This window comes from Pseudomonas sp. NMI760_13 (genome assembly GCF_021283245.1).
GTDB classification, from domain to species: domain Bacteria; phylum Pseudomonadota; class Gammaproteobacteria; order Pseudomonadales; family Pseudomonadaceae; genus Aquipseudomonas; species Aquipseudomonas peradeniyensis.
The window spans coordinates 12,431-30,364 of the sequence record NZ_JAJSRC010000038.1 but is presented as its reverse complement, the minus strand read 5'-3'; the positions used below and the strand labels follow the sequence as shown (position 1 = coordinate 30,364).

Annotated in this window: 29 protein-coding genes; 28 read left to right on the top strand and 1 reads right to left on the bottom strand. The window is 58.7% G+C overall.

The window, feature by feature from the left end:
- The first annotated feature begins 9 nt into the window (after positions 1–9).
- The 28 genes from rplD to bfr all read left to right on the top strand — a co-directional run bounded on the left by rplD (position 10) and on the right by bfr (position 14,898).
- A complete protein-coding gene (gene rplD / locus LU671_RS26605) occupies positions 10–612 on the top strand; it encodes a 50S ribosomal protein L4 (RefSeq protein ID WP_003255485.1) in 603 nt (200 codons plus the stop codon).
- A complete protein-coding gene (gene rplW, locus LU671_RS26600) occupies positions 609–908 on the top strand; it encodes a 50S ribosomal protein L23 (protein WP_003255484.1) in 300 nt (99 codons plus the stop codon). Before rplD ends, rplW begins: the two co-directional genes overlap by 4 nt.
- 14 nt (positions 909–922) lie before the next feature.
- Complete coding sequence (gene rplB / locus LU671_RS26595; RefSeq protein WP_027915105.1) at positions 923–1,747, top strand: 50S ribosomal protein L2; 825 nt, start codon at positions 923–925, stop codon at positions 1,745–1,747.
- A 16-nt stretch (positions 1,748–1,763) separates the two neighbouring features.
- The gene (rpsS, locus tag LU671_RS26590) at positions 1,764–2,039 is read left to right on the top strand and encodes a 30S ribosomal protein S19 (protein WP_003255482.1); all 276 of its coding nucleotides are present in this window, start codon (positions 1,764–1,766) and stop codon (positions 2,037–2,039) included.
- Positions 2,040–2,050: 11 nt separating this feature from the next.
- The gene (gene rplV, locus LU671_RS26585) at positions 2,051–2,383 is read left to right on the top strand and encodes a 50S ribosomal protein L22 (RefSeq protein WP_003103908.1); all 333 of its coding nucleotides are present in this window, start codon (positions 2,051–2,053) and stop codon (positions 2,381–2,383) included.
- 13 nt (positions 2,384–2,396) lie between these two features.
- The gene (gene rpsC / locus LU671_RS26580) at positions 2,397–3,083 is read left to right on the top strand and encodes a 30S ribosomal protein S3 (RefSeq protein ID WP_003255481.1); all 687 of its coding nucleotides are present in this window, start codon (positions 2,397–2,399) and stop codon (positions 3,081–3,083) included.
- Positions 3,084–3,095: 12 nt separating this feature from the next.
- Positions 3,096–3,509, top strand: coding sequence for a 50S ribosomal protein L16 (gene rplP, locus LU671_RS26575; protein WP_009397508.1), 414 nt, complete (start codon positions 3,096–3,098; stop codon positions 3,507–3,509).
- Positions 3,509–3,700 carry a 50S ribosomal protein L29 gene (rpmC, locus tag LU671_RS26570; RefSeq protein WP_002555481.1) on the top strand — a complete coding sequence of 64 codons (192 nt, stop codon included), beginning with the start codon at positions 3,509–3,511 and terminating at the stop codon, positions 3,698–3,700. The genes rplP and rpmC overlap by 1 nt, the downstream gene beginning before the upstream one ends.
- A gap of 2 nt (positions 3,701–3,702) precedes the next feature.
- Complete coding sequence (gene rpsQ / locus LU671_RS26565) at positions 3,703–3,969, top strand: 30S ribosomal protein S17 (protein WP_003255478.1); 267 nt, start codon at positions 3,703–3,705, stop codon at positions 3,967–3,969.
- A gap of 23 nt (positions 3,970–3,992) precedes the next feature.
- Complete coding sequence (rplN, locus tag LU671_RS26560) at positions 3,993–4,361, top strand: 50S ribosomal protein L14 (protein WP_008089810.1); 369 nt, start codon at positions 3,993–3,995, stop codon at positions 4,359–4,361.
- A gap of 11 nt (positions 4,362–4,372) precedes the next feature.
- Positions 4,373–4,687, top strand: a complete 315-nt coding sequence (rplX, locus tag LU671_RS26555) for a 50S ribosomal protein L24 (protein WP_003255476.1) — start codon at positions 4,373–4,375, stop codon at positions 4,685–4,687.
- A 20-nt stretch (positions 4,688–4,707) separates the two neighbouring features.
- Positions 4,708–5,247: a 50S ribosomal protein L5 gene (gene rplE / locus LU671_RS26550; protein WP_003255474.1), complete on the top strand. Its 540-nt coding sequence runs from the start codon at positions 4,708–4,710 to the stop codon at positions 5,245–5,247.
- A 13-nt stretch (positions 5,248–5,260) separates the two neighbouring features.
- Positions 5,261–5,566 (top strand): 30S ribosomal protein S14, encoded by a 306-nt coding sequence (rpsN, locus tag LU671_RS26545; RefSeq protein WP_011531890.1) that lies wholly within the window; start codon positions 5,261–5,263, stop codon positions 5,564–5,566.
- A 209-nt stretch (positions 5,567–5,775) separates the two neighbouring features.
- Positions 5,776–6,168: a 30S ribosomal protein S8 gene (gene rpsH, locus LU671_RS26540; RefSeq protein ID WP_028690236.1), complete on the top strand. Its 393-nt coding sequence runs from the start codon at positions 5,776–5,778 to the stop codon at positions 6,166–6,168.
- 12 nt (positions 6,169–6,180) lie between these two features.
- The gene (rplF, locus tag LU671_RS26535) at positions 6,181–6,714 is read left to right on the top strand and encodes a 50S ribosomal protein L6 (RefSeq protein ID WP_110739044.1); all 534 of its coding nucleotides are present in this window, start codon (positions 6,181–6,183) and stop codon (positions 6,712–6,714) included.
- 10 nt (positions 6,715–6,724) lie between these two features.
- Entirely contained in the window at positions 6,725–7,075 is a 351-nt protein-coding gene (gene rplR / locus LU671_RS26530) for a 50S ribosomal protein L18 (RefSeq protein WP_023629183.1), read from the top strand.
- Between the two features lie 3 nt (positions 7,076–7,078).
- On the top strand, positions 7,079–7,579 hold the full coding sequence (gene rpsE / locus LU671_RS26525) for a 30S ribosomal protein S5 (RefSeq protein WP_011531894.1): 501 nt from the start codon (positions 7,079–7,081) through the stop codon (positions 7,577–7,579).
- 2 nt (positions 7,580–7,581) lie between these two features.
- A complete protein-coding gene (gene rpmD / locus LU671_RS26520) occupies positions 7,582–7,758 on the top strand; it encodes a 50S ribosomal protein L30 (protein WP_011531895.1) in 177 nt (58 codons plus the stop codon).
- Between the two features lie 3 nt (positions 7,759–7,761).
- A complete protein-coding gene (gene rplO, locus LU671_RS26515) occupies positions 7,762–8,196 on the top strand; it encodes a 50S ribosomal protein L15 (RefSeq protein ID WP_011531896.1) in 435 nt (144 codons plus the stop codon).
- Positions 8,197–9,528 carry a preprotein translocase subunit SecY gene (secY, locus tag LU671_RS26510; protein ID WP_003255459.1) on the top strand — a complete coding sequence of 444 codons (1,332 nt, stop codon included), beginning with the start codon at positions 8,197–8,199 and terminating at the stop codon, positions 9,526–9,528.
- 30 nt (positions 9,529–9,558) lie between these two features.
- Positions 9,559–9,675: a 50S ribosomal protein L36 gene (gene rpmJ, locus LU671_RS26505; protein ID WP_002555468.1), complete on the top strand. Its 117-nt coding sequence runs from the start codon at positions 9,559–9,561 to the stop codon at positions 9,673–9,675.
- Positions 9,676–9,806: 131 nt separating this feature from the next.
- Positions 9,807–10,163 carry a 30S ribosomal protein S13 gene (rpsM, locus tag LU671_RS26500; protein WP_003255457.1) on the top strand — a complete coding sequence of 119 codons (357 nt, stop codon included), beginning with the start codon at positions 9,807–9,809 and terminating at the stop codon, positions 10,161–10,163.
- A gap of 18 nt (positions 10,164–10,181) precedes the next feature.
- The gene (rpsK, locus tag LU671_RS26495; protein ID WP_003255454.1) at positions 10,182–10,571 is read left to right on the top strand and encodes a 30S ribosomal protein S11; all 390 of its coding nucleotides are present in this window, start codon (positions 10,182–10,184) and stop codon (positions 10,569–10,571) included.
- Positions 10,572–10,586: 15 nt separating this feature from the next.
- A complete protein-coding gene (gene rpsD, locus LU671_RS26490) occupies positions 10,587–11,207 on the top strand; it encodes a 30S ribosomal protein S4 (protein ID WP_023629185.1) in 621 nt (206 codons plus the stop codon).
- Positions 11,208–11,229: 22 nt separating this feature from the next.
- A complete protein-coding gene (locus LU671_RS26485; protein WP_003255452.1) occupies positions 11,230–12,231 on the top strand; it encodes a DNA-directed RNA polymerase subunit alpha in 1,002 nt (333 codons plus the stop codon).
- A 42-nt stretch (positions 12,232–12,273) separates the two neighbouring features.
- Positions 12,274–12,660, top strand: coding sequence for a 50S ribosomal protein L17 (gene rplQ, locus LU671_RS26480; protein WP_003255451.1), 387 nt, complete (start codon positions 12,274–12,276; stop codon positions 12,658–12,660).
- Between the two features lie 170 nt (positions 12,661–12,830).
- Positions 12,831–14,270 carry a catalase gene (locus LU671_RS26475; protein ID WP_203650001.1) on the top strand — a complete coding sequence of 480 codons (1,440 nt, stop codon included), beginning with the start codon at positions 12,831–12,833 and terminating at the stop codon, positions 14,268–14,270.
- A gap of 163 nt (positions 14,271–14,433) precedes the next feature.
- Positions 14,434–14,898: a bacterioferritin gene (bfr, locus tag LU671_RS26470; protein ID WP_050703558.1), complete on the top strand. Its 465-nt coding sequence runs from the start codon at positions 14,434–14,436 to the stop codon at positions 14,896–14,898.
- A 135-nt stretch (positions 14,899–15,033) separates the two neighbouring features.
- Here the strand turns inward: bfr and uvrA are convergent, their stop codons facing one another.
- The gene (gene uvrA, locus LU671_RS26465) at positions 15,034–17,868 is read right to left on the bottom strand and encodes an excinuclease ABC subunit UvrA (protein ID WP_232857404.1); all 2,835 of its coding nucleotides are present in this window, start codon (positions 17,866–17,868) and stop codon (positions 15,034–15,036) included.
- Between the last annotated feature and the right edge of the window lie 66 nt (positions 17,869–17,934).

The following is a 17,934-nucleotide window of genomic DNA, read 5'->3' as shown; positions in this document are numbered from 1 at the left end:
GAAACTGACATGCAACTTAATGTAAATGACGCTCAGGCGATCGAAGTTTCCGAACTGACTTTCGGTGGCGAATTCAACGAGACGCTGGTTCACCAGGCAGTCGTAGCCTACATGGCTGGCGGTCGTCAGGGCACCAAGCAGCAGAAGACCCGTTCTGACGTGGCCGGTGGCGGTAAGCGCCCATGGCGTCAGAAAGGTACTGGCCGTGCTCGTGCCGGTACTACCCGTGGTCCGATCTGGCGTGGCGGTGGTGTAACCTTCGCAGCTCGTCCTCAAGATCACTCGCAGAAGCTCAACAAGAAGATGTACCGCGCAGCCCTGCGCTCCATCCTCGCTGAGCTGGTGCGTAGCGACCGTCTGGTCGTGGTTCAGGACTTCGCTGTCGAAGCACCGAAAACCAAGGATCTGCTGAACAAGCTGAACGGCATGGGTCTGAGCGACGTTCTGATCGTTTCCGACGCTGTTGATCAGAACCTGTACCTGGCTGCTCGCAACCTGCCGCACGTCGACGTACGTGACGTTCAAGGTTCCGACCCGGTCAGTCTGATCGCATACGAGAAAGTGTTGATCACTGTCTCGGCCGTGAAGAAATTCGAGGAGCTGCTGGGATGAACCAGGAACGCGTATTCAAAGTCCTCCTTGGCCCGCACGTTTCCGAGAAGGCTACCGTTCTGGCTGAGAAAAAAGGCCAGTTCGTATTCAAGGTTGCTACCGATGCGACCAAGCTGGAAATCAAGAAAGCTGTCGAAGGCCTGTTCAACGTAAAAGTTGAAAACGTGTCGACTGTCAACGTTCTGGGTAAAACCAAGCGTACCGCACGTGGTCTGGGCAAGCGTAATGACTGGAAGAAGGCGATCGTCTCCCTTCAGCCAGGCCAAGATCTCGATTTCAGCAGCAGTGCTGAGTAAGGAAGGGGTGCATCATGGCAATCGTTAAATGCAAACCGACTTCCCCTGGCCGCCGTTTTGTGGTCAAGGTGGTCAACAAGGAGCTGCACAAAGGCGCTCCTCACGCACCGCTGCTCGAGAAAAAATCGAAGTCTGGTGGTCGTAACAACAATGGCCGCATCACCACTCGTCACGTTGGTGGTGGTCATAAGCAGCATTACCGTCTGGTCGACTTCCGTCGCAACGATAAAGATGGCATTCCAGCCACTGTCGAGCGTATCGAATACGATCCGAACCGTACTGCTCACATCGCCCTGCTGTGCTACGCAGACGGCGAGCGTCGCTACATCATCGCCCCTAAAGGCGTGAGTGCTGGCGACCAGCTGATCGCAGGTGCCCTGGCCCCAATCAAGGCCGGTAACTCCCTGCAACTGCGCAACATCCCAGTAGGTAGCACCATTCACGGCATCGAACTGAAGCCGGGTAAAGGTGCTCAGATCGCTCGTTCCGCTGGTGCTTCCGCTCAGCTGATCGCGCGTGAAGGCGTCTACGTGACTCTGCGTCTTCGCTCTGGCGAAATGCGTAAAGTACTGGCTGAGTGCCGTGCGACCCTGGGCGAAGTCTCGAACTCCGAGCACAGCCTGCGTTCGCTGGGTAAAGCTGGTGCCAAACGCTGGCGCGGCGTTCGCCCAACCGTTCGTGGTGTTGCCATGAACCCGGTTGACCACCCGCATGGTGGTGGTGAAGGTCGTACCTCCGGTGGTCGTCATCCGGTATCGCCATGGGGCTTCCCAACCAAGGGTGCTAAAACCCGTGGTAATAAGCGTACCGACAACATGATCGTCCGTCGTCGCAAGTAACTAGAGGGATACGACAGTGCCACGTTCTCTGAAAAAAGGTCCTTTTATCGATCTTCACCTGCTGAAGAAGGTCGAAGTGGCGGTGGAGAAGAATGATCGCAAGCCAGTTAAAACCTGGTCGCGTCGTTCGATGATCCTGCCACAAATGGTCGGTCTGACCATCGCCGTACACAACGGTCGTCAACATGTCCCAGTTCTCGTGAACGAAGACATGGTCGGCCACAAACTGGGCGAGTTCGCCGGTACCCGCACCTACCGCGGGCACGTGGCTGACAAGAAAGCCAAGCGTTAAGGGGTAAGGAAATGGAAGTAGCCGCTAAGTTGTCGGGCGCTCGCATCTCCGCCCAGAAAGCCCGCTTGGTCGCCGACCAGATCCGCGGGAAGAAGGTGGGCGAAGCGCTCAACCTGTTGGCCTTCAGCAGCAAAAAAGCCGCTGAAATCATGAAGAAAGTCCTCGAGTCGGCCGTTGCCAACGCCGAACACAACGAAGGCGCAGACGTTGATGACCTGAAGGTCTCCACCGTCTTCGTCAACGAAGGGCGTTCGCTGAAGCGCATCATGCCACGTGCCAAAGGCCGTGCTGATCGCATCGTCAAGCGGTCTTGCCATATCACTGTCAAGGTTGCGGACAAGTAACGGAGTCGATCAGATGGGTCAGAAAGTACATCCCACTGGCATTCGCCTGGGAATCGTCAAGGAGCACACCTCCGTCTGGTATGCAGACGGCGCTACTTACGCAGATTACCTGTTGAAGGATCTGAAAACGCGTGAGTACCTCCAAGACAAACTAAAAAGCGCGTCCGTAAGCCGTATCGATATTCATCGCCCGGCTCAAACTGCACGCATCACCATCCACACCGCTCGTCCCGGTATCGTTATCGGCAAGAAAGGTGAAGATGTTGAGAAACTGCGTCAGGACCTGACCAAGCAGATGGGTGTGCCTGTGCACATCAACATCGAAGAGATCCGCAAGCCGGAACTCGACGCCATGCTGGTTGCTCAGAGCGTTGCCCAGCAGCTGGAGCGCCGCGTTATGTTCCGTCGCGCCATGAAGCGCGCCGTGCAGAACGCCATGCGTATTGGTGCCAAGGGCATCAAGATCCAGGTGAGCGGTCGTCTCGGCGGTGCCGAGATCGCACGTACCGAGTGGTATCGCGAAGGTCGTGTGCCTCTGCACACCCTGCGTGCCGATATCGACTACAACACCTACGAAGCTCACACCACCTACGGTGTGATCGGTGTGAAGGTTTGGATCTTCAAAGGCGAAGTAATTGGTGGTCGCCAGGAAGAGCTGAAGCCTCAAGCACCAGCGCCTCGTAAAAAAGCTGCTAAGTAAGGGGTACGCCAAATGTTGCAACCAAAGCGTACAAAATTCCGCAAGCAGATGACCGGCCACAACCGTGGTCTGGCACTGCGCGGTAGCAAGGTCAGCTTCGGCGAGTTCGCTCTGAAAGCTGTTGCTCGCGGTCGCCTCACCGCCCGCCAGATCGAGTCGGCACGTCGTGCCCTGACCCGTCACGTAAAACGTGGCGGCAAGATCTGGATCCGTGTCTTCCCGGACAAGCCGGTTACCAAGAAGCCTCTCGAGGTTCGTATGGGTAAAGGTAAAGGTTCCGTGGAATACTGGGTTGCCCAGATTCAGCCAGGCAAAGTCCTGTACGAAATCGAGGGTGTTTCTGAAGAGCTGGCGCGCGAAGCTTTCGCCCTGGCCGCTGCAAAGCTGCCTCTCGCCACCTCCTTTGTTAAGCGGACGGTGATGTGATGAAAGCGAATGAACTTCGTGAAAAATCCGCACAGCAACTGAATGAGCAACTGCTCGGCTTGCTGCGCGACCAGTTCAATCTGCGCATGCAGAAAGCAACTGGCCAGTTGGGGCAGTCGCACCTGCTCTCGCAAGTTAAGCGTGACATCGCTCGCGTGAAAACTGTGCTCAACCAGCAGGCAGGTAAGTGATCATGGCTGAAGCTGAAAAAACCGTCCGTACGCTGACTGGCCGTGTCGTCAGCGACAAAATGGACAAGACCATCACCGTTCTGATCGAGCGTCGCGTAAAGCACCCGATCTACGGTAAATACGTTAAGCGTTCGACTAAGCTGCACGCGCACGACGAAGCCAACCAGTGCAAGATCGGCGACAAGGTTTCCATCCGTGAAACCCGTCCGCTGGCCAAGACCAAGTCCTGGGCACTGGTTGAAGTCCTCGAACGCGCTGTTGAAGTCTAAGGGCTAGGGGTCGGAGAAATTTTATGATTCAGACTCAATCCATGCTCGATGTGGCCGATAACAGCGGCGCTCGTCGCGTCATGTGCATCAAGGTGCTCGGCGGTTCCCACCGTCGTTACGCCGGCATCGGTGACATCATCAAAGTAACCGTCAAGGAAGCAATTCCGCGCGGCAAGGTCAAAAAAGGCCAGGTGATGACCGCTGTTGTCGTCCGTACCCGTCACGGTGTACGTCGCGCTGACGGTTCCATCATTCGTTTCGACGGCAACGCTGCTGTTCTGCTGAACACCAAGCAAGAGCCGATCGGCACTCGCATCTTCGGGCCAGTGACCCGTGAACTTCGTACCGAGAAGTTCATGAAGATCGTCTCGCTCGCCCCAGAAGTGCTCTAAGGAGATCCGACATGCAAAAGATTCGTCGTGACGACGAGATCATCGTGATCGCCGGCAAAGACAAAGGTAAGCGCGGTAAGGTGCTGAAGGTTCTGGCTGATGACCGCCTGGTCATCGGTGGTGTGAACCTGGTCAAGCGTCATACCAAGCCTAACCCGATGGCGGGCGTCCAGGGCGGTATCGTCGAGAAAGAAGCGCCTCTGCACGCTTCCAACGTTGCCATCTTCAACGGCGAAACCAACAAGGCTGACCGCGTTGGTTTCAAAGTAGAAGACGGTAAGAAAATTCGTGTCTTCAAGTCGACCCAAAAAGCGGTTGATGCTTGAACACTGCTAGGTAGAAGACCATGGCACGACTGAAAGAGATTTACCGGAACGAAATCGCTCCTAAGCTTAAGGAAGAACTTAAGCTGTCGAACGTGATGGAAGTTCCGCGCGTTACCAAAATCACCCTGAACATGGGTCTGGGCGAAGCGATCGGCGACAAGAAAGTCATCGAGCACGCTGTTGCCGACCTGGAAAAGATCACCGGTCAAAAGCCGGTCGTGACTTTCGCTCGTAAATCCATCGCGGGCTTCAAAGTCCGTGAGGGCTGGCCGATCGGCGTCAAGGTGACCCTGCGTAGCGACAAGATGTACGAATTCCTGGACCGCCTGCTGGCGATCTCCCTGCCTCGGGTTCGCGACTTCCGCGGCCTGAATGCCAAGTCCTTCGATGGCCGTGGCAACTACAGCATGGGCGTGAAAGAGCAGATCATCTTCCCGGAAATCGACTACGACAAGATCGATGCTCTGCGCGGTTTGGACATCACCCTGACCACCACTGCTCGTTCGGACGACGAAGGCCGCGCTCTGCTGCGTGCTTTCAAGTTCCCGTTCCGCAACTGATTGGAGTAGGAAAATGGCCAAGAAGAGCATGAAAAACCGCGAGCTGAAGCGTCAGCTCACGGTAGCCAAGTTCGCTAAAAAGCGCGCTGAGCTGAAAGCGACCATCGTCAACCTGAACGCCTCTCCAGAAGAGCGTTTCGCTGCCGTTGTCGCTCTGCAGAAGCAACCACGTGACGCCAGCGCCTCGCGCCTGCGTAACCGTTGCCGCCTGACCGGTCGTCCGCACGGTGTATACCGTAAGTTCGGCCTGGGCCGTAACAAGCTGCGCGAAGCCGCCATGCGCGGTGACGTGCCAGGTCTGGTCAAGGCCAGCTGGTAATCCCGGTTGGCGTGACGCCGGCGCGAGGGGAGCAATCTTCCGACCGTCGGTGACCTCGCAACGAAACAAGCCCCTATATGGGGCTTGTTTCGTTTCTGCCTTGTGTCTAGAATGACCGGCTCACCTGAGCCTGGGTTTTTTGCCCTGCCTGCTCGGGTGGTTGTGATAGCCGCAAGGCTAATAATTCTTGTATCAGGAGCATCTAGCCCATGAGTATGCAGGACCCGTTAGCGGACATGCTAACTCGCATCCGTAATGCCCAGATGGCTGAAAAGTCTGTCGTAAGCATGCCTTCTTCCACCCTGAAGGTCGCGGTTGCCAAAGTACTGAAAGACGAAGGCTACATCGCCAGCTACGAAGTGACCGGCGAAGCCAAGCCTTCCCTGTCGATCGAGCTGAAGTACTTCGAAGGCCGTCCGGTCATCGAAGAGCTGAAGCGTACCAGCCGTCCTGGCCTGCGCCAGTACAAGGCCGTTACCGAGCTGCCGAAAGTACGTGGCGGCCTGGGCGTGTCTATCGTCTCCACCAACAAAGGTGTGATGACTGACCGCGCTGCGCGCGCTGCCGGTGTCGGCGGCGAAGTTCTGTGCACAGTGTTCTAAGGGGAGATAGGCATGTCTCGCGTCGCTAAGAACCCCGTTAAGCTGCCAGCAGGCGTCGAAGTCAAATTCGCCGGCCAGCAGCTTTCGGTGAAGGGTGCCAAGGGCACTCTCGAACTGAACGTTCACTCGTCTGTTGAAGTTACCGAAGAAGCTGGTGAGCTGCGTTTCGTTGCTCGCAACGGTGACCAGCAAGCTCGCGCCATGGCCGGTACTACCCGCGCCCTGGTGAACAACATGGTCCAAGGCGTAAGCCAAGGCTTCGAGCGCAAGCTCCAGCTGGTCGGTGTTGGTTACAAGGCTCAGGCTAAAGGCACCGTCCTGAACCTGGCTCTGGGCTTCTCGCACCCAGTGGATTACGAACTGCCAGCCGGTATCACCGCTGAAACCCCAAGCCAGACCGACATCCTGATCAAGGGTATCGACAAGCAGCTGGTGGGTCAGGTGGCCGCTGAAGTCCGCGGTTTCCGTCCGCCAGAGCCTTACAAGGGCAAGGGTGTGCGTTACGCGGATGAAGTAGTCCGTCGTAAAGAAGCCAAGAAGAAGTAGGGCCTAGCAAATGACCGACAAAAAAGTTATTCGACTGCGTCGCGCTCGCAAAGCACGCCTGAAAATGCACGAGCTCGAAGCCGTGCGTCTGTGCGTGTTCCGCTCCTCGCAGCACATCTATGCCCAGGTCATCTCGGCCGACGGCAGCAAGGTTCTGGCAAGCGCCTCGACCTTGGACAAAGAACTGCGTGATGGCGCCACCGGCAACATCGACGCGGCCACTAAGGTTGGCAAGCTGGTAGCTGAGCGTGCGAAAGCCGCCGGTGTATCTCAAGTTGCCTTTGACCGTTCCGGCTTCAAGTACCACGGCCGCGTCAAGGCGCTGGCTGATGCTGCTCGTGAAGGCGGGCTGGAGTTCTAAGTTATGGCAAATAACGATCAAAAGCGCGACGAAGGCTACATCGAGAAGCTGGTTCAAGTTAACCGCGTAGCCAAAACCGTTAAAGGCGGCCGTATCTTCACCTTCACCGCGCTGACCGTGGTAGGTGATGGCAAGGGTCGTGTTGGCTTTGGCCGTGGCAAATCGCGCGAAGTACCTGCCGCGATCCAGAAAGCCATGGAAGCTGCTCGTCGCAACATGATTCAGGTTGACCTGAAGGGCACCACCCTGCAGTACGCCACCAAGGCCGCCCACGGCGCCTCGAAGGTCTACATGCAGCCTGCCTCGGAAGGTACCGGTATCATCGCCGGTGGCGCAATGCGTGCCGTCCTGGAAGTTGCTGGCGTTCAGAACGTCCTGGCCAAGTGCTACGGTTCGACCAACCCGGTGAACGTGGTTCACGCCACCTTCAAGGGTCTGAAAGCCATGCAATCCCCTGAGTCCATTGCTGCCAAGCGCGGCAAGACTGTCGAGGAGATCTTCTGATCATGGCAACCGTAAAAGTAACGCTGATCAAGAGCGTCTCGGGCCGTATCCCTAACCACAAGCTGTGCGTCAAGGGTCTGGGTCTGCGTCGCATCGGTCACACTGTAGAAGTCCAGGATACTCCCGAAAACCGCGGGATGATCAACAAGGCCTACTACATGCTGAAGGTCGAGGGTTAATCGATGAAACTCAATGATCTGAGTCCAGCGCCGGGTTCCCGTCGCGAGAAGCACCGTCCGGGCCGTGGTATCGGTAGCGGTCTGGGTAAGACCGGTGGCCGTGGCCACAAGGGTCAGACCTCCCGTTCCGGTGGCTCCATCGCTCCAGGCTTCGAAGGCGGTCAACAGCCGCTGCACCGTCGCCTGCCGAAGTTCGGCTTCGTTTCCCTGAAAGCCATGGACCGCGCAGAAGTGCGTCTGTCCGAGCTGGCCAAGGTGGAAGGCGATCTGATCACCGTTCAGTCCCTCAAGGACGCCAACGTGATCGGCCAGCACGTACAGCGCGTGAAAATCATGCTGTCGGGCGAAGTCACTCGCGCAGTCACCCTCAAGGGTATCGCCGTCACCAAAGGTGCACGTGCGGCTATCGAAGCAGCTGGCGGCAAGTTCGAGGAATAAATGGCTAAGCAAGGTGCTCTCTCTTCGCTCGGTAAGGGCGGGATGTCGGAACTCTGGGCTCGTCTGCGTTTTCTGTTCATGGCGATCATCGTCTATCGGATTGGCGCGCACATCCCAGTGCCAGGCATTAACCCGGACCGTCTCGCGGATCTGTTCCGGCAGAATGAGGGGACCATTCTTAGCTTGTTCAACATGTTTTCCGGCGGCGCGCTGGAGCGCATGAGCATCTTTGCACTGGGGATCATGCCGTACATCTCGGCATCGATCATCATGCAGCTCATGACCGCTGTCAGCCCGCAACTGGAGCAGTTGAAGAAGGAAGGTGAAGCTGGCCGTCGCAAGATCAGCCAGTACACCCGCTACGGCACCGTTATCCTGGCGCTGGTTCAAGCCATTGGCATGTCCATTGGCCTGGCCAACCAGGGCGTGGCGTTTTCTGCGGGCCTGGGCTTCCATGTCGTCGCTGTCTCCACCTTCGTGGCGGGCGCGATGTTCATGATGTGGCTCGGCGAGCAGATTACCGAGCGCGGTGTGGGCAACGGTATCTCGATGTTGATCTTCGCGGGTATCGTTGCCGGTCTTCCGAGAGCAATCGGGCAGTCTTTCGAGTCTGCACGCACAGGCGATATCAACATCTTCGCCCTGGTCGCAATCGGTTTGCTGGCAGTAGCGATTATCGGTTTCGTGGTGTTCATTGAGCGTGGTCAGCGTCGTATCGCCGTTCACTACGCCAAGCGTCAGCAGGGCCGCAAGGTCTTCGCTGCGCAGACCAGCCACCTGCCGCTGAAGGTGAACATGGCGGGCGTAATTCCGGCCATTTTCGCGAGCAGCATCTTGCTGTTCCCGGCTTCGCTGGGTGCCTGGTTCGGTCAGTCCGAAGGTATGGGCTGGCTGCAGGACATCTCGCAGTCGATCGCTCCTGGTCAGCCGTTGAACATTTTGCTGTTTAGTGCAGGGATCATTTTCTTCTGCTTCTTCTACACAGCGTTGATGTTCAACCCGAAAGACGTAGCGGAAAACCTGAAGAAGTCCGGTGCCTTTATTCCGGGCATCCGTCCTGGTGAGCAGTCGGCGCGCTACATTGATGGCGTCCTGACCCGTCTGACCATGTTCGGTGCTCTTTACATGATGGCCGTCTGCCTTCTGCCCCAGTTCCTGGTGGTGGCAGCAAACGTGCCGTTCTACCTTGGCGGGACCTCGTTGCTGATTGTGGTAGTGGTTGTGATGGACTTCATGTCCCAAGTACAATCGCACCTCGTTTCGCACCAGTACGAATCCCTGATGAAGAAAGCCAACCTGAAAGGCTACGGCGGCAGCGGTCTGCTGCGCTGATTTAGCCCCCTAAGGTTCGAGGAGTCGGTAATGAAAGTTCGTGCATCGGTGAAAAAGCTGTGCCGCAACTGCAAGATCATTCGACGCGAAGGCGTCGTGCGCGTGATCTGCAGCGCGGAACCGCGTCACAAGCAGCGCCAAGGCTGAGTGTGATCCGCGCTTCAAACCCAGCAGCTAGTGTGCTGCTGGGTTGATTATTCGTTTCTACAGCGATATTATCTCGCGCCCTATTTCTTGGCTTCCGGGGCGTAGGTAGCTGTCAATTGGAGTCCCACTGAATGGCCCGTATTGCAGGCGTCAACATTCCAGATAACAAGCATACTGTTATCTCGCTGACCTACATCTATGGTGTCGGTCGCACTACCGCGCAGAAAATCTGTGCGGACGCTGGTGTGAATCCAGCCGCAAAGATCAAGGATCTGAGCGACGAGCAAATCGAAACCCTGCGTGGCGAAGTTGCGAAGTTCACCACCGAAGGTGACCTGCGTCGTGACATCAACATGAAGATCAAGCGCTTGATGGACCTGGGTTGCTACCGCGGCCTGCGTCATCGTAAAGGTCTGCCGGTTCGCGGTCAGCGCACCAAGACCAACGCACGCACCCGTAAGGGCCCGCGTAAGCCGATCCGCAAGTAATCGCCCAGGAATATAGACATGGCAAAACCTGCTGCTCGTCCTCGTAAAAAAGTCAAAAAGACAGTGGTTGATGGCATCGCCCACATCCATGCGTCTTTCAACAACACCATCGTGACCATCACCGACCGTCAGGGCAACGCACTGTCCTGGGCTACTTCCGGTGGTTCGGGTTTCCGTGGTTCGCGCAAATCCACCCCGTTCGCAGCCCAGATCGCTGCTGAGCGTGCTGGTCAAGCTGCGCTGGAATATGGTCTGAAGAACCTCGACGTCAACGTCAAGGGTCCAGGTCCAGGTCGTGAATCCGCCGTTCGTGCACTGAACAGCTGCGGCTACAAGATCGCCAGCATCACCGACGTGACGCCAATCCCGCATAACGGGTGCCGTCCGCCGAAGAAGCGTCGCGTGTAATCAGGAGACAGATAAATGGCACGTTACATTGGTCCAAAATGCAAACTGTCTCGCCGTGAAGGCACTGACCTGTTCCTGAAGAGCGGCGTTCGCGCTCTGGAATCGAAGTGCAACATCGAAGCAGCCCCAGGTATCCACGGCCAGCGCCGTGGCCGTCAGTCCGACTACGGTACCCAGCTGCGCGAGAAACAAAAAGTTCGTCGTATCTACGGTGTTCTGGAGCGTCAGTTCCGCGGTTACTACCAGGCTGCAGCCTCGAAAAAAGGCGCAACCGGTGAGAACCTGCTGCAACTGCTCGAGTGCCGTCTGGATAACGTCGTCTACCGTATGGGCTTCGGCTCGACTCGTTCCGAGTCGCGTCAGCTGGTTTCGCACAAAGCGATCAGCGTCAACGGTAAGACTGTGAACATTCCATCCTACCAAGTTCGTCCGGGTGACGTGGTCTCGGTTCGCGAGAAGTCGCTGAACCAGCTGCGCATTGTTCAAGCCCTTGAACTGTGCGCCCAGCGTGGCCGCGTTGAGTGGGTAGACGTGGATGCTGCTAAAAAGTCGGGCGTTTTCAAGAACGTTCCTGCTCGCAGCGACCTGTCCGCCGACATCAACGAAAACCTGATTGTCGAGCTCTACTCCAAGTAAGGGCTAGAAAATAGGTGCATCCATGCAGATTTCGGTAAATGAGTTTCTGACACCCCGTCACATCGACGTGCAGGTTGTCAGTCCAACCCGCGCCAAGATCACGCTCGAGCCTCTCGAGCGTGGCTTCGGCCATACCCTGGGCAACGCGCTGCGCCGCATCCTGTTGTCCTCCATGCCTGGCTGTGCAGTAGTCGAGGCCGAGATCGACGGCGTACTCCACGAGTACTCCGCGATCGAAGGTGTTCAGGAAGACGTCATTGAAATCCTGTTGAACCTGAAAGGCCTGGCTATCAAACTGCACGGTCGTGACGAAGTTACGCTGACCTTGTCGAAAAAGGGTTCGGGGGTGGTTACCGCTGCCGATATTCAGCTGGATCACGATGTCGAGATCGTCAACCCCGATCACGTAATCGCGAACCTGGCGTCCAACGGCGCCCTGAACATGAAGCTCACCGTAGCTCGTGGTCGCGGTTACGAGCCGGCCGACTCCCGTCAGACCGACGAAGACGAAAGCCGCAGCATTGGCCGTCTCCAGCTGGACGCTTCGTTCAGCCCGGTGCGTCGTATCGCCTACGTGGTCGAGAACGCCCGTGTTGAACAGCGTACCAACCTGGACAAGCTGGTCATCGATCTGGAAACCAACGGTACCCTGGATCCTGAAGAGGCTATCCGTCGTGCCGCGACCATCCTGCAACAGCAGCTGGCCGCGTTCGTCGACCTCAAAGGTGACAGCGAGCCAGTTGTGGTTGAGCAGGAAGACGAGATCGATCCGATCCTGCTGCGCCCGGTTGACGACCTGGAACTGACCGTACGTTCGGCCAACTGCCTCAAGGCGGAGAACATCTACTACATCGGCGACCTGATTCAGCGTACCGAAGTAGAGCTGTTGAAGACTCCTAACCTGGGCAAGAAGTCCCTGACTGAAATCAAGGACGTCCTGGCCTCCCGTGGTCTTTCCCTCGGCATGCGCCTCGACAACTGGCCGCCTGCAAGTCTTAAGAAAGACGACAAGGCGACTGCCTGATCGTCGTAATCACCGAACGTAGTGTTTGGTAAGGAATGAATCATGCGTCATCGTAAAAGTGGACGTCACCTGAGCCGTACCAGCTCTCACCGCAAGGCTATGTTCCAGAACATGGCAGTGTCGCTGATCGAGCACGAGCTGATCAAAACCACCCTGCCGAAAGCCAAGGAACTGCGCCGCGTTGCCGAGCCGCTGATCACCCTGGCCAAGGAAGACAGCGTTGCCAACCGTCGTCTGGCCTTCGACCGTACCCGTTCGAAGTCCGCCGTTGGCAAACTGTTCAACGACCTGGGCAAGCGTTACGCCACCCGTCAGGGCGGCTACCTGCGCATCCTGAAGTGCGGTTTCCGCGCTGGCGACAACGCGCCTATGGCGTACGTCGAGCTGGTTGATCGTCCGGTCGGTGGTGCTGTAGAAGCTGCCGAGTAAGACGTTCTGTCTGCTGCAAAGAACCGGGCCTAGGCCCGGTTTTTTGTTGCCTTATAAATTGTTATTTTCTATTGATGTAAGTCAGGTAATGAATTTGTTCTTGTAACATGGGTCGACAATACTCTCTCCAAGCCGATTAGCCGGCAGTTCAAGACCGATCAGGAGAGCCCATGAGCAAGATTCTCACCACCGCAAGCGGCGCGCCCGTAGCCGACAACCAGAATTCCCGTTCCGCAGGCCCCCGTGGCCCGCTGCTGCTCGACGATTTCCACCTGGTCGAGAAGCTCGCCCACTTCAACCGCGAGAACATCCCTGAGCGTCGCGTGCACGCCAAGGGCTCCGGCGCCTACGGGACCTTCACCGTCACCCGCGATATCACTGAACTCACCAGTGCCAAGCTGTTCGACAGCATCGGCAAGCAGACCGAGACGTTCCTGCGCTTCTCCACCGTGGGCGGCGAACGCGGCTCGGCGGACACCGAACGCGACCCGCGAGGTTTCGCGGTGAAGTTCTACACCGAGGAAGGCAACTGGGACATCGTCGGCAACAACACCCCGGTGTTCTTCATCCGTGATCCGCTGAAGTTCCCCGACTTCATCCACACCCAGAAGCGTCACCCGCAGAGCAACCTGAAGAACGCGCAGATGATGTGGGACTTCTGGTCGCATTCGCCCGAGGCGCTGCACCAGGTCACCATCCTGTTCTCTGATCGAGGCATCCCGGACGGCTACCGTCACATGCACGGTTTCGGCAGCCACACCTACAGCCTGATCAACGCCAAGGGTGAGCGCACCTGGGTCAAGTGGCACTTCAAGACCCAGCAAGGTATCAAGAACCTGGCGCCGGCCGAGGCCGCCCGCCTGGCGGGCAGCGACCCGGACTACGCCCAGCGCGACCTGTTCCAGGCCATCGAGCGTGGCGACTTCCCGCGTTGGAGCGTGTGCATCCAGGTGATGAGCGAAGCCGAGGCCGCCAGCCGTGACGAGAACCCCTTCGACGTGACCAAGACCTGGTCGCAGAAGGACTACCCGTTGATCGAGGTCGGCGTGCTGGAGCTCAACCGCAACCCGCTCAACTACTTCGCCGAAGTCGAGCAGGCGGCGTTTGGTCCCAGCAACATGGTGCCCGGGGTTGGCCTGTCGCCGGACCGCATGCTGCAGGGCCGGGTGTTTGCCTATGCCGATGCTCACCGCTACCGCGTAGGCACCAACCACCAGCACTTGCCGGTCAATGCACCACGCTGCCCAGTGCACAGCTACCAGCGCGATGGCTCCATGGCCACCGGCGCCTACGGCAGTGCTCCGAACTACGAGCCCAACAGCTACGCGGACGCGCCGAAGCAGTCGCCGCGCCATGCAGAACCGGCATTGGCCCTGAACGGTTCGGCGGACCGCTACGACCACCGCGAAGACAACGACTACTACAGCCATGCCGGCGCGCTGTTCCGCCTGATGAGCGATGAGCAGAAGGCGCTGTTGATCGGCAACATCGCCGGCACCATGGCTGGCGTCAGCGAGGATGTCGTCCAGCGTCAACTGCAGTACTTCTTCAAGGCAGATCCTGCCTACGGAGAAGGCATCGCCAAGGCCTTGGGCGTGAACCTCGCCTAAGTCGAAGTGATAACAAGAACCGCCCTCGTTTGGGCGGTTTTTCAATGAATATCACTACTGTTTAGCCGATTATTTGCTTCTAATTGCGCGTTTTTCAGTGACCGCGAACAAAACCTGGTTCACACTATGTCCCATAGACGTATTCACAGGGAGAATCAGGGCGATGCAAGGTCACCCGGACGTAATCAACTACCTCGTCACGTTGCTGAAGGGCGAACTGGCAGCACGCGATCAGTACTTCATTCACTCGCGGATGTACGAAGATTGGGGCTTGGGCAAGCTCTACGAGCGTATCAACCACGAGATGGAAGAAGAGACGCAGCACGCCGATGCCCTGATGCGCCGTATCCTCATGCTCGAAGGCACCCCGGACATGCGCGCCGATGACCTGCACGTTGGCAGCACCGTGCCGGAAATGATCGAGGCCGATCTGAAGCTCGAGTACAAGGTCCGCGCCGCGCTGTGCAAGGGCATCGAGCTGTGCGAGCTGCACAAGGACTACATCAGCCGCGATATCCTGCGTGCGCAGCTGGCCGATACTGAAGAAGATCACACCTACTGGCTGGAGAAGCAGCAGGGGCTGATCAAGGCCATTGGCCTGGAGAACTACCTGCAGTCGCAGATGTAAAAGCTTGGGGCTGCCTTGCAGCCCTTTCGCGGCACGAGGCCGCTCCTACAGGCGATCGCGTAATCTTTTGATTGACGCGTTCAAATGTAGGAGCGGCCTTGTGCCGCGAAAGGCGCGCAAAGCGCCCCCAATGCCTCAAGCCCGATCCCGCTCCAGCAGCGGCTTCAGGTAATGCCCGGTATACGACTGCTTCTTCTCGGCCAGTTCCTCCGGCGTACCGCAGGCAATGATCTGCCCACCCTTGGAGCCACCCTCAGGCCCAAGGTCCACCAGCCAGTCGGCAGTCTTGATCACATCCAGGTTGTGCTCGATCACCACCACGGTATTGCCGTGGTCACGCAGGCGGTGCAGCACGTCCAGCAGTTGCTGGATATCGGCGAAGTGCAGGCCGGTGGTCGGTTCGTCGAGGATATACAGGGTCTTGCCGGTGTCGCGCTTGGACAGCTCGCGTGACAGCTTGACCCGCTGCGCCTCGCCACCCGACAGGGTGGTCGCCGATTGTCCCAGCTTGATGTACGACAGGCCGACATCCATCAGCGTCTGCAGCTTGCGCGCCAGGGCCGGGACCGCGTCGAAGAACTCGCGGGCATCCTCGATGGTCATTTCCAGCACCTCGTGGATGTTCTTGCCCTTGTACTTGATCTCCAGGGTTTCGCGGTTGTAACGCTTGCTCTTGCACACGTCGCAGGGCACGTAGATGTCCGGCAGGAAGTGCATTTCCACCTTGATCAGGCCGTCACCCTGGCAGGCCTCGCAGCGCCCGCCCTTGACGTTGAACGAGAAGCGCCCCGGGCCGTAGCCACGGGAGCGCGACTCCGGCACGCCGGCGAACAGCTCGCGGATCGGCGTGAAGATGCCGGTGTAGGTCGCCGGGTTGGACCGAGGCGTGCGGCCGATCGGGCTCTGGTCGATATCCACGACCTTGTCCAGGTGCTGCAGGCCATCGACGCTGGCGTGCGGCGCGGCCTCCAGGCTGCTCGCGCCGTTGAGCGCGGTGGCGGCGAGGGGGAACAGGGTGTTGTTGATCAGCGTCGACTTGCCCGAGCCGGACACGCCTGTCACGCAGGTCAGCAGGCCGATCGGCACTTCCAGGTCGACGTTCTGCAGGTTGTTGCCGCGCGCGCCCTTGAGCTTGAGCGACAGCTTCTTGTTGCGCGGGGTGCGCTTGGCCGGAACGACGATCTTCTTGCGCCCGGACAGGTATTTGCCGGTCAGCGAGTCGGGGTGCGCCATGACTTCCTCGGGCGAGCCCTCGGCGACGATCTGGCCTCCATGCACGCCAGCGCCCGGGCCGATATCCACCACGTAGTCGGCCAGGCGGATGGCGTCCTCGTCGTGCTCTACCACGATCACCGTGTTGCCCAGGTCGCGCAGGTGGTTGAGGGTGGCCAGCAGGCGGTCGTTGTCCCGCTGATGAAGACCGATGGACGGTTCATCGAGGATGTACATCACTCCCACCAGGCCGGCGCCGATCTGGCTGGCCAGGCGGATACGCTGGGCCTCGCCGCCGGACAGGGTATCGGCGCTGCGGTCCAGCGTCAGGTAATCGAGGCCGACGTTGACCAGGAACTGCAGGCGCTCGCAGATCTCCTTGAGGATCTTCGCCGCGATCTCGCCACGGCGGCCGGTCAGGGTTAGGTCGCTGAAATAGTTGCTGGCTTCACCGATCGGCAGGTTGGTCACCGCCGGCAGGGTCTTCTCGCCGACCCATACATGGCGGGCCTCGCGGCGCAGGCGGGTGCCGCGGCAGTCGGGGCAGGGCTGGGTGCCGAGGAACTTGGCCAGCTCCTCGCGCACGGTGGCCGATTCGGTCTCGCGGTAGCGGCGCTCGAGGTTGGGTACGATGCCTTCGAAAGGATGCGAGCGCTTGACGATGTCGCCACGGTCGTTGAGGTACTTGAAATCGACGCTCTGCTTGCCGCTGCCCTGCAGGATGACCTTCTGGTGCTCGGCCGACAGCTCGCCGAACGGTTCCTCGAGACTGAAACCGTAGTGCGCGGCGAGTGAGCCGAGCATCTGGAAGTAATAGACGTTGCGCCGGTCCCAGCCACGTATCGCGCCTTCGGCCAGGGTCAGCTCGGCGTTGACCAGGCGCTTGGTGTCGAAGAACTGCTTCACCCCCAGGCCGTCGCAGGTCGGGCAGGCACCGGCCGGGTTGTTGAAGGAGAACAGCTTGGGCTCCAGCTCGCTGATCGCATGGCCGCAGATCGGGCAGGCAAAGCGCGCGGAAAAGATCGCCTCCTCGCCTTCCTCATCGTCCATCGGTGCGACCAGGGCAATGCCGTCGGCCAGCTTGAGGGCGGTCTCGAATGACTCGGCTAGGCGCTGCTGCAGGTCGGCGCGAACCTTGAAGCGGTCCACCACCACATCGATGCTGTGCTTCTTCTGTTTATCCAGCTTGGGCAGTTCGTCGAGCTCGTAGAGCTTGCCGTTGACCCGGGCGCGGACGAAACCCTGGGCGCGCAGCTCGTCGAACACCGCCAGATGCTCGCCCTTGCGCTCGCGGATCACCGGGGCCAGCAGCATCAGCTTGCTGCCTTCGGGCTTTTCCAGCACCAGGTCGACCATCTGGCTGATCGTTTGCGCCTCCAGTGGGATATCGTGGTCCGGGCAGCGCGGTGTGCCGACGCGGGCATAGAGCAAGCGCAGGTAGTCGTAGATCTCGGTGATGGTACCGACGGTCGAGCGCGGGTTGTGCGAGGTCGACTTCTGCTCGATGGAGATCGCTGGCGACAGACCTTCGATGGTGTCGACGTCGGGCTTTTCCATCATCGACAGGAACTGCCGGGCATAGGCCGACAGCGACTCGACGTAGCGGCGTTGGCCTTCGGCATACAGCGTGTCGAATGCCAGCGAGGACTTGCCGGATCCGGACAGGCCGGTGATCACGATCAGCTTGTCCCGAGGCAGGGTCAGGTCAATGTTCTTCAGGTTGTGGGTACGTGCCCCACGGATCAGGATCTTGTCCACTACGGCCTCGCTCGGCGGGCATAAACAAAGGAGTATACGGCGCGCTGCCATGACGCGGCAAAGCGT

What these genes read in the sequence shown, in the direction of transcription:
- rpmJ (WP_002555468.1), top strand. Translation starts at nt 9,559, where the DNA reads ATGAAAGTTCGTGCATCGGTGAAAAAGCTGTGCCGCAACTGCAAGATC.
- rplD (WP_003255485.1), top strand. Translation starts at nt 10, where the DNA reads ATGCAACTTAATGTAAATGACGCTCAGGCGATCGAAGTTTCCGAACTG.
- rpmD (WP_011531895.1), top strand. Translation starts at nt 7,582, where the DNA reads ATGGCAACCGTAAAAGTAACGCTGATCAAGAGCGTCTCGGGCCGTATC.
- rplQ (WP_003255451.1), top strand. Translation starts at nt 12,274, where the DNA reads ATGCGTCATCGTAAAAGTGGACGTCACCTGAGCCGTACCAGCTCTCAC.
- rplE (WP_003255474.1), top strand. Translation starts at nt 4,708, where the DNA reads ATGGCACGACTGAAAGAGATTTACCGGAACGAAATCGCTCCTAAGCTT.
- rplP (WP_009397508.1), top strand. Translation starts at nt 3,096, where the DNA reads ATGTTGCAACCAAAGCGTACAAAATTCCGCAAGCAGATGACCGGCCAC.
- rplO (WP_011531896.1), top strand. Translation starts at nt 7,762, where the DNA reads ATGAAACTCAATGATCTGAGTCCAGCGCCGGGTTCCCGTCGCGAGAAG.
- rpsH (WP_028690236.1), top strand. Translation starts at nt 5,776, where the DNA reads ATGAGTATGCAGGACCCGTTAGCGGACATGCTAACTCGCATCCGTAAT.
- rplB (WP_027915105.1), top strand. Translation starts at nt 923, where the DNA reads ATGGCAATCGTTAAATGCAAACCGACTTCCCCTGGCCGCCGTTTTGTG.
- rpsM (WP_003255457.1), top strand. Translation starts at nt 9,807, where the DNA reads ATGGCCCGTATTGCAGGCGTCAACATTCCAGATAACAAGCATACTGTT.
- rplN (WP_008089810.1), top strand. Translation starts at nt 3,993, where the DNA reads ATGATTCAGACTCAATCCATGCTCGATGTGGCCGATAACAGCGGCGCT.
- LU671_RS26475 (WP_203650001.1), top strand. Translation starts at nt 12,831, where the DNA reads ATGAGCAAGATTCTCACCACCGCAAGCGGCGCGCCCGTAGCCGACAAC.
- rplX (WP_003255476.1), top strand. Translation starts at nt 4,373, where the DNA reads ATGCAAAAGATTCGTCGTGACGACGAGATCATCGTGATCGCCGGCAAA.
- rpsK (WP_003255454.1), top strand. Translation starts at nt 10,182, where the DNA reads ATGGCAAAACCTGCTGCTCGTCCTCGTAAAAAAGTCAAAAAGACAGTG.
- LU671_RS26485 (WP_003255452.1), top strand. Translation starts at nt 11,230, where the DNA reads ATGCAGATTTCGGTAAATGAGTTTCTGACACCCCGTCACATCGACGTG.
- rplV (WP_003103908.1), top strand. Translation starts at nt 2,051, where the DNA reads ATGGAAGTAGCCGCTAAGTTGTCGGGCGCTCGCATCTCCGCCCAGAAA.
- rpsE (WP_011531894.1), top strand. Translation starts at nt 7,079, where the DNA reads ATGGCAAATAACGATCAAAAGCGCGACGAAGGCTACATCGAGAAGCTG.
- rpsD (WP_023629185.1), top strand. Translation starts at nt 10,587, where the DNA reads ATGGCACGTTACATTGGTCCAAAATGCAAACTGTCTCGCCGTGAAGGC.
- rplF (WP_110739044.1), top strand. Translation starts at nt 6,181, where the DNA reads ATGTCTCGCGTCGCTAAGAACCCCGTTAAGCTGCCAGCAGGCGTCGAA.
- rpsC (WP_003255481.1), top strand. Translation starts at nt 2,397, where the DNA reads ATGGGTCAGAAAGTACATCCCACTGGCATTCGCCTGGGAATCGTCAAG.
- rpsN (WP_011531890.1), top strand. Translation starts at nt 5,261, where the DNA reads ATGGCCAAGAAGAGCATGAAAAACCGCGAGCTGAAGCGTCAGCTCACG.
- bfr (WP_050703558.1), top strand. Translation starts at nt 14,434, where the DNA reads ATGCAAGGTCACCCGGACGTAATCAACTACCTCGTCACGTTGCTGAAG.
- rpsQ (WP_003255478.1), top strand. Translation starts at nt 3,703, where the DNA reads ATGGCTGAAGCTGAAAAAACCGTCCGTACGCTGACTGGCCGTGTCGTC.
- rpmC (WP_002555481.1), top strand. Translation starts at nt 3,509, where the DNA reads ATGAAAGCGAATGAACTTCGTGAAAAATCCGCACAGCAACTGAATGAG.
- rplR (WP_023629183.1), top strand. Translation starts at nt 6,725, where the DNA reads ATGACCGACAAAAAAGTTATTCGACTGCGTCGCGCTCGCAAAGCACGC.
- rplW (WP_003255484.1), top strand. Translation starts at nt 609, where the DNA reads ATGAACCAGGAACGCGTATTCAAAGTCCTCCTTGGCCCGCACGTTTCC.
- secY (WP_003255459.1), top strand. Translation starts at nt 8,197, where the DNA reads ATGGCTAAGCAAGGTGCTCTCTCTTCGCTCGGTAAGGGCGGGATGTCG.